Below are 13,321 nucleotides of genomic sequence, written 5' to 3' on the forward strand. Positions count from 1 at the left end.
CGCCACGAAGTCAAATTCTGCTCCCTGAGTTCATCATACAGCGCAAGCGATATTCGGCAATCGGTTTTGCGCAATATCACGCTGCCCGCGATATGGTCGGACTGCGGCTCCTGGCCTTAATCAATCCCGAGCCATTTCATGACAGGACTTGGGATTGGTATTACATCTTCTGCGCCAACGCCTTTTCAATGTCGGACACCAGCCGCTTGTCATTCGGCGTCACTCGACTGCCGTAGTTGGCTACCACCTTGCCGCTGCGGTCGATCAAGTACTTGTGAAAATTCCATTTGGGCGAAGCCCCCGTAAGCTTTGCCAGTTCCGCATGCAGCGGATTGGCATCCTTGCCGGTGACGGAGCTCTTGGAAAACATCGGAAACTTCACTCCATAGGTGTTGAAGCAGAAATCGGCGATCTGCTTGCTGTCGCCCGGCTCCTGGCCGCCGAAGTCATTGGAGGGAAAGCCGAGCACGACAAGGCCGCGCGGCTGATACTTGGCAAAGAGCTTCTCCAGCCCTTCGTACTGGCTGGTGAAGCCGCAGTAGCTGGCGGTGTTCACGACCAGCACCACCTGCCCCGCATATTTGCAGAGATGCTGCGGCGCCTCGTCCTGCAGCCGGTTGAAGCGCTGGTCCAGCAGCGCCGGGCAGGCATCGGCCGATTGGGCCAGGGCCGGCGCGGCCGCGCCGATCAGCAGGCCGCCGAGAATCAGGGTTTTGAGCATGGTCGTCTCCTCATTGAATATTCGGCAACTCGCGGCATTCTAAGCGAAAAGCAGTCCTGAAAAAGCCACATTAAGATGCCTTATGGAAATTTCTCGCATACACTGGAGCTTAATCGCCATCTTCCATGATAGGTAAAGCCGTCCCGGCCACAATAAGGATCTTGCCCGATGCTGAAAGTCGCTGTCCTCGATGCCAACGCGATCTCGCGCAACCTGCTCACCAGCGTGCTGATCGGCGGCGGCCATGATGTGGTCGGAGACGCCAACATCAGTGCGGCCGGGATGGCAGCCATGATCAAGCTGCAGCCGCAGCTGGTCTGCATCGACATCGGCACGCCGGATGACGAGGGCTTCGCCAGGCTCGACAACATCCGGACCAGCCTGCCCAAGGCGCTGGTATTCCTGGTATCGGGGAAAATGGAAGCCGCCACCGTGCAGCGGGCGATGGAGAGCGGAGTCCATGGATTCATCGTCAAGCCCTTCAACGGCGCGACCGTTCTGACCAGCATTCGAAACGCGATCATCAAGATCGCAAAACAACACCGTCAAGCCGCCACGTCAAATAAACCGGCTGACTGATCGCAAGTCCATATTCAAGCCTTTGCTGGCCGCAGCAAGGCCGTAACAAGACGTTACGGCAACTTCCCCGTGTGGCAACTCCTCGCAAACCCGCATGCTGCCTGAATTTGATGCGATTTTCCGCATCCAATTCCAATGCCTCTCAGCAATTTTTATTCCAGCTGGTAACAAAGTGTTAGGCGCGGTGTAGGAATAATCCGATACACACGACTACTGTACCGACATTGCTAATCATCCTCTCGCTGATTTCCGGCAGTCAGTTGAATGGACATAATCTCAATCACTGATTGCGACGTCGCAAACAAATTGCGGCGAAGAATAACCACCAATTATTTGAAAAAGGTACAGCAATGTTGACTTCGCACATGACCGACGTACGTTCCAACGGCATTTCCCTGGCAACACCTTCCCCGTCCGGCGCAGCATGGCAGCGCCAGGCCAAACTGTGGTCCAGCCTGAAGGAAGTGTGCGATCTGCTGCGCATCTCCGCGCGCATTACCAACGACGATTTCCAGTTCCAGCACATGCAGTTCAAGGCCGGCCAGCGCATCCACACCATCGGCCAGCCGTTCGACATGCTCTACATCGTCAACTCCGGCTTCCTGAAGACCGTGATGATCGACGAACTCGGCAACGAGCAGGTGCTGGGCTTCCCGATGAAAGGTGACATGTTCGGCATCGACGGCATTCACCGCAAGCAGTATTCGACCGAAACCGTGGCGCTGACCAACTGCGACGTGATCCTGGTTCCGTTCAAGATCTTCTCGACCCTGGGCCGCACCCACACCGAACTCGAAGCCGCCATCTACGGCGTGATGAGCCGCGAACTGGTGCGCGAGCAGGGCATGATCGGCACGCTGGGCTCGCTCAGCGCCGAAGCACGCGTGGCACGCTTCCTGGTTTTCCTGTCTGAGCGCTTCGCTGAAATGGGTTACTCCGGCTCGCAGTTCAACCTGCGCATGACACGCCAGGAGATCGGCAACTACCTCGGCCTGACACTCGAGACCGTGAGCCGCACCTTCTCGGCTTTCAATGCAATCGGCATGATCTCGGTCGACCAGCGCGCCATCGTGATCCATGACCTGCAATCGCTGCGCACCCTGCGCCGCCTGCCTCCGTCTCGCGTCCGCGCCAAGGCCGACAGCGCGAAGAAGCGCGCCGCCGCCGCGGCCCAGCCGATGGCCGCTGCCTAAGCAGCTTAAGTCACCTGGTCGCTAGGCAATCCATGTGCCAGCGGGTGCCCTTCCCCGAACATGGGCAAGGGCACCGCGATAGGCTCCGAAGCCTTCGGCTGTATTTTCCCAAGCATCTTCGAGCAGCGCATCGTGCCGTCCTGCAAACCGTCGCAGGTCGCGAACAGCTCCGCCACCCACTCCACGAATACCCTCACCTTGGCCGACAGATGCCGGTTCTGCGGATACACCACATGCAGCGGCGCGGGGTCGACGCACCATTCATCCAGCACGAGTTCCAGTTCGCCCGAGGCAAGCTTCGGCTGGATCGCAAACAGTGATGCCTGTGCGATACCCAGCCCCGACAGGCTGGCTTCCATATACGCATCGGCGTCGTTGACGGCGACGCGCCCCGGCACGCGGATCTGTATCCGTTCGCCTTCGCGGGCGAAATCCCATTCATAGATCTTGCCGGTTTTCGCGGAAAAATAATTGATGCAGCGATGCTGCATGAGCTCGTTGGGATGCTGCGGCCTGCCATGCCTGGCCAGATAGGAAGGCGCCGCGCAGGTGACGAAATGCAGCATGCCGACCCGGCGCGCGATCAAGCTGGAGTCGGCCAGCACGCCGCCGCGCAGCGCGCAGTCTATGCCTTCCTCGATCAGATCAACCAGGCGGTCGCCGCAGCCGATTTCCAGCTCGATTTCCGGATAGCGTTCAAAGAATTGCGGCAAGGCAGGAATGATCACGTGGCGGCCGATGCCGGTTGGCACGTCGACGCGCAGGCGGCCGCTGGGACTGGCCCGGTTGCGCGACAGGGACTCTTCCGCGTCGCGCACATCCGCCAGGATGCCGAGGCAGCGCTCATAGTAGGCGGCGCCGTCGGCGGTCACGCTCACATGCCGCGTGGTGCGGTTGAGCAGCTTGACCGCGAGCTCGGTTTCCAGGTTGCGGATGAGCGTCGATACCGTGGCTTTCGGAAGCTGCATGTTCTCGGCCGCGCGCGTAAACCCGCCGGCATCAACGACTTGCACAAAGACTTCCATTGCCTGCAATTTGTCCATGGGGATCTCCCTCAAAGCCAATGAACACAGGAAACCGCCTTGTGGGGAGCTCCCGCCAAAACAGCAATGTAACTCATCTTAGGCGAGTCTTTGTAACAGCATTCATTGTTCAGGAAGCCGAACAGTCAATTCACTCCATTGCTATTTATCCAGATTGCAGAACAACGCTATAGTCCGGCCCATGATGAACAATTGAGTAGCATGAGTCAACACCATGGGTTTGGAACAAGCCGATCTTCCGCCGGACTTAGAGGCACTTGCCGCGCAGGTGAAAATGCGCCGGCAGGCGGTCAAGGGCGCCCAGCGCGAACTCGCCACCATGCTCTTTCAGCCGCCGGCCGCCGCCGAGGGGCTCATCGTCTACTTCCCGGGCGGCGGTTTCATCGCCGATGAACTGGAAGCGTGCGAATTGTTCTGCCGCGTGCTGGCGGCGCGTGTCGGCTTGACCGTACTGGCGTCGAGCTACACGCTGGCGACCGAGCTGCCCTTTCCGGCCGCCGTGGAAGATGCGCATGCGGTGCTGTCCTGGGCCGGCCGCTATTGCAAGCGCAAGGGCTGGAAGTCGCCCCGTCTGATCGTGGCCGGGCTGGAAGCCGGCGGTAACCTGGCCGCCGTGTCGGCGCTGATGGCACGCGACCGTGGAGGGCCGGCGCTGGCGGCGCAGATCCTGATGATGCCCATGCTCGACCCCGGCCTGACCACTTGTTCGATGCGTACCGTGGCGGCACGGAACGGCGGCGTGGAAGCCGCCAATGCCTGCGCCAAGGCGTATCGTGGATACCTGCCGCATGCGATCGACCGCGCGCATCCGTATGCATCGCCGCTGCAGTCGAGCCGCATGAAGCACCTGCCGCCGGCGCTGATTTTGTCGGCCGACGACGATCCGCTGCGCGACGAGGCCGAGCATTACGGCGCCAAGCTGATCGCCGCCGGCGTACCAACCACCGTGCGCCGCCTGGCGCCGATCGCGCTCGACGATCCGGACGCGCGATGTAGCTGCGCGCGCAAGGAAAGCGCGCTGCATGAAGTGGAAAGCTTCATTGCCGGGCTCAGGGCCGACGTCTAAGGGCGAAGTCTAGCGCCGCAGCCTCTTGACCCTCCCATAAGGGAAGGCTGGATACTCATTACCGAATCGCCGCGTAGCACCGCGGCTCACCGCATTGTCAGTCCAAGGAACAAGAACATGAACAACATTGCCAACTTGACCACACTACGCCACCTGCCTGCCGCGCTGGCCCTGAGTGCCGCCGCCTTCATCCTGTCCGGCTGCGGCCAGCCTTCCGCCCAGGAAGCACCCAAGGCCGCTGGCGGCCCGCCGATCTCGGCCGCCGAAGTCATTGAAAAGCAGGTCGTCGAAACCCAGGAATTCTCCGGACGGCTGGAAGCGGTCGACCGCGTCGAGATCCGCCCGCGCGTCTCCGGCTTCATCTCGTCGGTCAACTTCAAGCCCGGCGCGGAAGTGAAGAAAGGCGACGTCCTGTTCGTCATCGATCCGCGTCCTTACCAGGCGGAAGCCAGCCGCACCGAAGCCGCGGCGCTCGCCGCCCGCGCCCGGGCGGACCTGGCCAAGCTGGAACTGGCGCGCGCTGAAAAGCTGGTGGCAGAAAAAGCGATTGCCCAGCGCGAAGCTGACGAGAAGGCGTCGAGCGTGAAGGAACTGGAAGCCACGGCGCGCGCCGCGCAGGCCGCCTACGAGTCGGCCAAGCTCAACCTCGGTTTCACCCAGGTGCATTCGCCGATCAGCGGCCGCGTCAGCAAGGCCGAAGTCACCACCGGCAACCTGGTGGACGGCAGCGTGATCCTGACATCGGTGGTATCGAGCAATCCGATCTACGCCAGCTTCGACGGCGATGAAGACACTTTCCTTCGCGTCGGCGCCCAGTCGCGCAACGGCAAAACCGTGCCGGTCCGCATCGGACTGGCCAACGAAGAGGGCTATCCGCACGAAGGCAAGCTGGAATTCGTCGATAACCGCGTCGATCCGGCCACCGGCAGCGTGCGCATGCGCGCCACCTTTAGCAATGCCGACAACGCACTTGCGCCCGGCCTGTTCACCCGCGTGCAGCTGGCGGACGGCGGCGGCCTGAAGAAGGCGGCGCTGATCAATGACCGTGCGGTAGGCACCGACCAGAACCGCAAGTTCGTGTACGTGATCACCGCCGACGGCAAGGCCGAATACCGCGCCGTCAAGCTCGGTCCGGTCATCGACGGCCTGCGCGTGGTGCGCGAAGGCCTGAAGCCAGGCGAGAAGATCGTGGTCAACGGCTTGCAGCGCGTGCGTCCCGGCGCGCCGGTCACCGCCCAGATGGTGCCGATGGATGCACCGCAGGCCAGCGGCAGCGCTCCCGGCAAGAGCGAATCGAAGGGCGAGCAGAAGGCGGAAGCCAAGGCCGACTCCGCTGCAGCGAAGTCCTGAGTAACCGCCCGGCGGCCAGTAAGCCGCCAGCCGGAACACCAAATACATTGCCGTCCCCCGGCGCAAGCCGGAGACCAGCGTCGACGATTCACCCCCAACACCGGTGAACGACGCTGGGAAGCGGCGCTTGTCCGCGCCGCGGCCAGGCAAACCTTATTTAATTGAACGCGAGAGCTTTCATGAACTTCTCCAGGTTTTTCATCGACCGCCCCATCTTTGCGGCCGTCCTGTCCATCATCATTTTCGTCGGCGGCGTGCTGGCCCTGTGCAAGCTGCCGATATCCGAATACCCGGACGTGGTGCCGCCATCGGTGGTGGTGCGCGCGGTGTATCCGGGCGCAAACCCGAAAGTGATTTCCGAAACCGTCGCCGCGCCGCTCGAGGAGCAGATCAACGGCGTCGAAAACATGCTCTACATGTCGTCACAGGCCACCTCCGACGGCGCGCTGGCACTGACCGTCACCTTCAAGATCGGCACCAACGTCGAGCAGGCCGAGACCCAGGTGCAGAACCGGGTGCAGCGCGCGTTGCCGCGACTGCCGGAAGAGGTGCGCCAGATCGGCGTCACCACCGTCAAGAGCTCGCCCAACCTGACCATGGTAGTCCACCTGTCGTCGCCCAATGGCCGCTATGACGATGTCTACCTGCGCAACTACGCTGTGCTCAACATCAAGGACCAGCTGTCGCGCATCCCTGGCATGGGTGAAGTCCTGCTTTTCGGCGCCGGCGACTATGCGATGCGGATCTGGCTCGATCCGCAAAAAGTGGCGGCACGCAACATGACCGCGTCCGACGTGGTGGCCGCGATCCGCGAGCAGAACGTGCAGGTAGCCGCCGGCGTCATCGGGGCTTCACCGTCGAAGAATGCGGAATTCCAGCTCACCGTCAATACCCAGGGGCGCTTGAAGACCGAGGAAGAATTCGGTGACATCATCGTGCGCACCGGCGCCGACGGTTCGGTCACGCACCTCAAGGACGTGGCGCGCGTCGAACTCGGCTCCACCGACTATGCGCTGCGCTCGCTGCTCAATAACAAGTCCGCAGCCGCCATCGCGGTGTTCGAGGCGCCGCAATCGAATGCACTGCAGCTGTCGGCCGACGTGCGCGCCAAGATGGAAGAGCTGAAGCAGGATTTCCCCGAAGGCGTGGAATACAACGTGGTGTACGACCCGACGCAGTTCGTGCGCGAGTCGATCAACGCGGTGATCCACACCCTGCTGGAAGCGATTGCGCTGGTGGTGCTGGTGGTGATCGTGTTCCTGCAGACCTGGCGCGCATCCATCATTCCGCTGGTGGCGGTGCCGGTGTCCATCGTCGGCACCTTCGCGGTGCTGCTGATGTTCGGCTTCTCGATCAATACCCTGTCGCTGTTCGGCCTGGTGCTGGCCATCGGCATCGTGGTCGACGATGCGATCGTGGTGGTGGAGAACGTCGAACGCAACATCCACAACGGATTGTCGCCGCGCGACGCCACCGTGCAGGCGATGAAGGAAGTCAGCGGGCCTATCATTGCGATTGCCCTGGTGCTCTGCGCGGTGTTCGTGCCGATCGCCTTCGTGGCTGGCCTGTCGGGCCAGTTCTACCAGCAGTTCGCGCTGACGATCGCGATTTCGACCGTGATCTCGGCCTTCAACTCCCTAACCCTGTCGCCGGCGCTGGCCGCTACGCTGCTCAAGCCGTCCGATGCGCCCAAGGACGCGCTGACGCGCGGCATGGACAAGGTGTTCGGCCGCTTCTTCAACTGGTTCAACCGCGTGTTCGGCCGCGCTTCGGTGCGCTATGAAAACGGCGTCAAAGGCGTGCTCAACCGCAAGGCGCTTGCGCTGGTGGTCTATGCGCTGCTGTCGGTCGCGGCAGTGGTGGTGTTCAAGGCGGTGCCGAGCGGCTTCGTGCCGGGGCAGGACAAGCAGTACCTGGTGGGCTTCGCGCAGCTGCCGGATGCAGCCTCGCTCGACCGCACCGAGGAAGTGATCCGCCGCATGTCCGATATTGCGCAGACGGTGCCTGGCGTGAAGGATTCGATCGCCTTCCCCGGCCTGTCGATCAACGGCTTCACCAATGCGCCGAACGCCGGCATCGTGTTCTTCGGGCTGGATGCTTTCGATCAGCGCAAGTCGGCGGAGCTGTCGGGGCCGGCGATCGCGCAGCAGATCAACGCCAAGCTCGGCAGCATCGAGGACGCGTTCATCATGGTGTTCCCGCCTCCCCCGGTCAACGGCCTGGGCACCATCGGCGGCTTCAAGCTGATGGTCGAAGACCGCGCCAACCTCGGCTACGACGAGCTGTACAAGGCGGTGCAGGCATTGCAGATGAAGGCATGGCAGACGCCGGAACTGGCGGGCGTGTTCTCGAGCTACCAAATCAACGTGCCGCAGCTGTTCGCCGACATTGATCGCACCAAGGCCAAGCAGCTCGGCGTGCCGCTGGCGACCATCTACCAGACGCTGCAGATCAATCTCGGCTCGCTGTACGTGAACGATTTCAACCAGTTCGGCCGCACCTACCAGGTCAAGGTGCAGGCGGATGCGCCCTACCGCTCGCATGCGGAAGACATCGCGCAGCTGAAGGTGCGCAACAACAAGGGCGAAATGATTCCGCTATCGTCGCTGATGCGGGTCAAGGACAGCTACGGCCCCGACCGCGTGCAGCGCTACAACGCCTACGTCTCGGCCGATATCAATGGCGGGCCGGCGCCGGGCGTCTCCAGCGGCCAGGCCCAGGCGGCCATGGAAAGGATCGCCAAGGAAGTCCTGCCCAAGGGCATCACCTATGAATGGACCGAGTTGACCTACCAGGAAATCCTGGCAGGCAACACCATGGTGGTGGTGTTCCCGCTGTGCGTGCTGCTGGTGTTCCTGGTGCTGGCCGCGCAGTACGAAAGCTGGACATTGCCGCTGGCGGTGATCCTGATCGTGCCGATGTCCATCCTGTGCGCGCTGCTCGGCGTGAAGCTGACCGGCGGCGACAACAATATCTTCACCCAGATCGCACTGTTCGTTCTGGTGGGGCTGGCGTCGAAGAACGCGATCCTGATCGTCGAGTTCGCCCGCGAACTGGAAGAGCACGGCCGCAGCGTGGTCGATGCGGCTCTGGAAGCCTGCCGCCTGCGCCTTCGCCCGATCCTGATGACATCGATCGCCTTCATCATGGGCGTGGTGCCGCTGGTGTTCTCTTCCGGCGCAGGTTCGGAAATGCGGCATGCGATGGGCGTGGCGGTGTTCGCCGGCATGCTGGGCGTGACGCTGTTCGGCCTGTTCCTGACGCCGGTGTTCTACGTGCTGCTGCGCACTTTCGCCAAGCGCTATGAAAAGAAGCCGGCGGCTGTACTGCCGTCCCAACCCGAGGGAGCCGTTTAAATGACGATGAACAAGATCATGACGATGAAACCATTCTTGCCGAAACTGATGACGCCGCTGCTGGCGGCACTCATTCTCGCCGGTTGCGCGGCGCCCGAGCTGCGCGCTCCCGAGATCGACATTCCGCAAAACTTCAAGCAAGCGGATGCGGCCAGGGCGAGCAACGAGGCTGAACTGGCACGCTGGAAGCCGGCCCAGCCGGCCGAGGCGCAGCCGCGCGGCGAATGGTGGAAAGCCTTCAACGACACCACGCTCAACCAGCTGATCGAGGAAGCCACCACGGCCAACGCCAACCTGGCCGTCGCGGCGGCGCGGGTCAGGCAGGCCCGCGCGATCGCCGGCATCGCCGAGGCCGACCGCATCCCGTCGGTCGGCGCCGGATTCGGCGGCCAGCGCGGCCGCACTTCGGCAGTCTCGCGCGGCCTGCCGGCAGGCACCGCCGTCTCTCCCGGCAACCTATGGCAGGGACGGCTGACGGCAAGCTACGAGGTCGACCTGTTCGGCCGGGTCGGCAACAACATCACGGCCGCGCAGGCCGATGCCGCCGCCAGCGAAGCCAGCTACCGCTCGGTGCTGCTGGCGCTGCAGGCCGACGTTGCGCAAACCTATTTCCTGATGCGCTCGGCGGATGCGGAACTGGCCTTCCTGAATGAAACCGTGCGGCTGCGCGAGGAGAACCAGCGCATCGTCCAGCGCCGCTACGATCTGGGCGATGTCGGCGAGCTCGATCTTTCGCTGGCCAAGACCGAGCTGTCGACGACGCGCTCGGAAGCGATCGCGGTTGAGCGCCAGCGCGCGCAGCTCGAACATGCGCTCGCCGTCCTGCTGGGCAAGCCGGCGGCCCGCTTTGCCGCGGGCAACAATCCCCTGCTCGCTTCGTTCGCACCGCCCGGCATTCCGGCCGGCCTGCCGTCGGCCCTGCTCGAACGCCGTCCCGACATCGCGGCCGCGCAGCGGGCCATGATGGCGGCGAACGCCCGCATCGGCGTGGCCCGCTCGGCGATGTTCCCTTCCCTATTCATTACCGGCGCCGGCGGCGGCGAGTCGGCAGACCTGTCCGACCTGTTCCAGTGGTCCAGCCGCACCTGGGTGATCGGCGCCCTGCTGAACCTGCCGATCATTGACGGCGGCCGCAACCGGGCCAACATCGCCCGCAGCGAGGCCGCCCTCGAGGAATCGGTGGCGAGCTACCGGCAAAGCGTGCTGGCGGCCTTCGCGGAAGTCGAGGACAACCTGGTGGGATTGCGCACGCTGTCCGGCCAGGCTCAGTCACTCGACGACGCGGTAGCCTCCGCGCGGCGCTCGGCGGAGCTGGCGGGCAAGCTTTATTCCGCAGGCCGCTCCAGTTACCTGGAAGTGCTCGACGCCCAGCGCAATCTCGCTGCCGTCGAACGCAGCGCGGTCCAGCTGCGCGGCGCGCGGGCGGCCACCACGGTGGCGTTGATCCGCTCGCTGGGCGGCGGCTGGTAAGTTTTCAAGGAGAGGCGCGGGATGGAAGACGCTGGATGCCGCCATTGTTTCGTTTTTCGAAATGATGCATTGCGTCATTTGCGGTTTTTCTTCTCCCGCGCGACGGATAGACTGTGCTTCATCGATGAGCACACAACGCAGTGCGACTCTCGAAGGACTCGAATAACACTGAGCCCGGAGTCATCAACCTTATTTAGTGGAGAAACAAAAATGAACGCGAAAAAACTGATTGCTGCTGTTGCTGTCTTTACCGCCACAAGCTCGGCGTTTGCAAGTGAATGGGTGGACTTCAGCAACTTCAAATCGACCAAGACCCGTGCCGAAGTCGTCGCTGAGATCGAGCAGGCCAATGCCAATGGCCAACTCGCACGTAACAGCGAATTCGTCGAATTCAAGAGCACGCCGGTCGCCTCGGGCAAGACCCGCGCCGAAGTCCGTGCCGAACTCGAAAGGGCCTATGCCGACGGCCAGCTCGCCACCAACGGCTCGTCCGAATTCGTGGAATTCGCCAACGTCGCTTCGAGCAAGACTCGCGACCAGGTGCGCCAGGAAGCCCTCGCCGCCACCAAGGGCACTACTGCCGCTGCAGGCGAGTAATCTCCCGGCCGTGCTGCAAGCGGACGCGGTCCTAGCATTGACAGGCAACCGCGTCCCCGGAATTGTTTGATGTAAAGTGTCTCCTCCACTCTCTCCAAGAGTTGGATTGTCGCCCGCAGGCCTCGTGCCCGCGGGCTTTTTTATTTTCCCGAGGATGCGTTCAATTTATTAGAGCGCATCCTCGGTGCAACGGAACCATCGCGCTTGCGAGGAATCTTTTGACATGGCCGCGACGATTGCCTCAAAATCGCGCCTCGAAGTTTCCACGATTTTTTATCAACCCTCTTTTCAGAAAGGACCGACCATGCCCGGACAGGCTAACCAGTATCTGCAGACTTAGCCCCGCGCATCGCTCGGGGCTACGGCGACAGCGCCGACCCGAGCCGGTCGTTTCATCCAACCCCGGCCAGGAAACCCGCCGGGGTTTTTGCTTTCTTGCGGACATGAAAGGTCCGCTGCGAATGCCTGCGGCTTTCATCAAGCAGGACACAGTACAAACGTACAAGAGCACACAAGAGACCAAAAGGACCATCATGCCCATCAAGCAAACCTTGCACAAAGGCCAGGTGCCGGTGCATATCTATACCGACGATATCGAGCACGAAGCCTTGCAGCAGCTGCTCAATATCGCGCAGCTGCCCATCGTTCACCCGCACGTTGCCGCGATGCCCGACGTGCATGCCGGCATCGGCGCCACCGTCGGCAGCGTCATTCCTACCCGTTCGGCGATCATTCCGGCGGCGGTGGGCGTCGACATCGGCTGCGGCATGAATGCGGTGCGCACCACGCTGAGCGCCAGCCAGCTGCCGGACAATCTCGCCCGCGTGCGCAGCGCCATCGAAGCCACGGTGCCGGTGGGTTTCGAGCAGCATGAATGGAACAAGGTGCGCGGCTCCCAGCATGCGCGCGTCGGCCGGCCGCTCAATGACCGCCTCGACCGCATCGTCGGCAAGCACGCCGGCATCATGAAGATGCAGCAGAAATTCGCGCAGACCTGGATCTGCCAGATCGGCACGCTGGGCGGTGGCAATCATTTCATCGAACTGTGCATTGATGAAGAGGATCGCGTCTGGGTGATGCTGCATTCGGGCTCGCGCGGCATCGGCAACGTGATCGGCCGCTATTTCATCGCGGCCGCGCGCAAGGACATGGAGCGCCACAAGATGCACCTGCCGGACAAGGACCTGGCCTATTTCAGCGAGGGCTCGACGCTGTTCGACGACTATGTGGAAGCGGTGGACTGGGCGCAGGACTACGCAATGATCAACCGCCGCGAAATGATGCGGCTGGTGCTGGACGCGCTGGAAAAGCACCTGCCGCCGTTCAGGCTCGACGGCGAAGCCATCAATTGCCATCACAACTACGTGTCGCGAGAAACCCATGGCAACGAGCGCCTGTTCATCACGCGCAAGGGCGCGATCTCGGCGCAGGAAGGGGAGCTCGGCATCATTCCCGGCAGCATGGGCGCGCGCAGCTATATCGTGCGCGGCAAGGGCAATCCGGATTCGTTCTGCTCCTGCTCGCACGGCGCCGGCCGCAGGATGAGCCGCACCGAAGCCAAGCGGCGCTTCAGCCGCATGGACCTGGAGCGGCAGACCAGCGGCATCGAATGCCGCAAGGACGGCGGCGTGATCGACGAGATCCCGGCCGCCTACAAGAACATTGACGAAGTGATGGCCCACCAGACCGACCTGGTCGAAGTGGTGCATACGCTGCGCCAAGTGATTTGCGTGAAAGGATAAGCCATGAAACTGACGATCAAGACTCTGAAGCCGCGCAATCCGCTGGTACCTGCCGCCAAGCTGCGCCAGGCCGGCGCGCATGGGGCGCACCAGGCCTCGCGCCGGGCGCGGCGCGAAGGCAAGCAGGAATTGCGCCGCCTGCTTACGGAACGCGGTTAATCTCCTACAAGTCAGCAACTTCGGCGCCGGCCTCGACTTCCGTCT

The 13,321-nt window shown here is 62.6% G+C and carries 11 protein-coding genes; 9 read left to right on the plus strand and 2 right to left on the minus strand.

What is annotated here, in order from left to right:
• Nucleotides 1-160 precede the first annotated feature (160 nt).
• Nucleotides 161-721: a glutathione peroxidase gene (locus RY831_RS15465; protein ID WP_326507268.1), complete on the minus strand. Its 561-nt coding sequence runs from the start codon at nucleotides 719-721 to the stop codon at nucleotides 161-163.
• A 168-nt stretch (nucleotides 722-889) separates the two neighbouring features.
• On the opposite strand from RY831_RS15465, the gene RY831_RS15470 reads away from it, so the two are divergent.
• Together RY831_RS15470 and RY831_RS15475 are read left to right on the plus strand one after the other, a co-directional pair.
• Entirely contained in the window at nucleotides 890-1,300 is a 411-nt protein-coding gene (locus tag RY831_RS15470; protein ID WP_326507269.1) for an ANTAR domain-containing response regulator, read from the plus strand.
• A gap of 365 nt (nucleotides 1,301-1,665) precedes the next feature.
• Complete coding sequence (locus RY831_RS15475; RefSeq protein ID WP_437126279.1) at nucleotides 1,666-2,493, plus strand: Crp/Fnr family transcriptional regulator; 828 nt, start codon at nucleotides 1,666-1,668, stop codon at nucleotides 2,491-2,493.
• A 5-nt stretch (nucleotides 2,494-2,498) separates the two neighbouring features.
• Here the strand turns inward: RY831_RS15475 and RY831_RS15480 are convergent, their stop codons facing one another.
• The gene (locus RY831_RS15480; RefSeq protein ID WP_326507271.1) at nucleotides 2,499-3,536 is read right to left on the minus strand and encodes a LysR family transcriptional regulator; all 1,038 of its coding nucleotides are present in this window, start codon (nucleotides 3,534-3,536) and stop codon (nucleotides 2,499-2,501) included.
• Between the two features lie 214 nt (nucleotides 3,537-3,750).
• Here RY831_RS15480 and RY831_RS15485 point away from each other — a divergent pair, with 214 nt between their 5' ends.
• The 7 genes from RY831_RS15485 (at nucleotide 3,751) to RY831_RS15515 (ending at nucleotide 13,276) form a co-directional block, all read left to right on the plus strand.
• Nucleotides 3,751-4,602, plus strand: coding sequence for an alpha/beta hydrolase (locus tag RY831_RS15485; protein WP_326507272.1), 852 nt, complete (start codon nucleotides 3,751-3,753; stop codon nucleotides 4,600-4,602).
• Nucleotides 4,603-4,719: 117 nt separating this feature from the next.
• Nucleotides 4,720-5,952: an efflux RND transporter periplasmic adaptor subunit gene (locus RY831_RS15490; RefSeq protein WP_326507273.1), complete on the plus strand. Its 1,233-nt coding sequence runs from the start codon at nucleotides 4,720-4,722 to the stop codon at nucleotides 5,950-5,952.
• Nucleotides 5,953-6,131: 179 nt separating this feature from the next.
• Complete coding sequence (locus RY831_RS15495; protein ID WP_326507274.1) at nucleotides 6,132-9,308, plus strand: efflux RND transporter permease subunit; 3,177 nt, start codon at nucleotides 6,132-6,134, stop codon at nucleotides 9,306-9,308.
• A gap of 6 nt (nucleotides 9,309-9,314) precedes the next feature.
• Nucleotides 9,315-10,778 carry an efflux transporter outer membrane subunit gene (locus RY831_RS15500; protein ID WP_326507404.1) on the plus strand — a complete coding sequence of 488 codons (1,464 nt, stop codon included), beginning with the start codon at nucleotides 9,315-9,317 and terminating at the stop codon, nucleotides 10,776-10,778.
• Nucleotides 10,779-10,988: 210 nt separating this feature from the next.
• Nucleotides 10,989-11,375, plus strand: a complete 387-nt coding sequence (locus RY831_RS15505; RefSeq protein ID WP_326507275.1) for a DUF4148 domain-containing protein — start codon at nucleotides 10,989-10,991, stop codon at nucleotides 11,373-11,375.
• 533 nt (nucleotides 11,376-11,908) lie between these two features.
• Nucleotides 11,909-13,117: an RtcB family protein gene (locus tag RY831_RS15510; RefSeq protein ID WP_326507276.1), complete on the plus strand. Its 1,209-nt coding sequence runs from the start codon at nucleotides 11,909-11,911 to the stop codon at nucleotides 13,115-13,117.
• Between the two features lie 3 nt (nucleotides 13,118-13,120).
• Nucleotides 13,121-13,276 (plus strand): hypothetical protein, encoded by a 156-nt coding sequence (locus RY831_RS15515; RefSeq protein ID WP_326507277.1) that lies wholly within the window; start codon nucleotides 13,121-13,123, stop codon nucleotides 13,274-13,276.
• The last annotated feature ends 45 nt before the right edge of the window (nucleotides 13,277-13,321 follow it).

The sequence above is a fragment of the Noviherbaspirillum album genome (genome assembly GCF_035916955.1).
In the GTDB taxonomy this organism is placed as follows: domain Bacteria; phylum Pseudomonadota; class Gammaproteobacteria; order Burkholderiales; family Burkholderiaceae_D; genus Noviherbaspirillum; species Noviherbaspirillum album.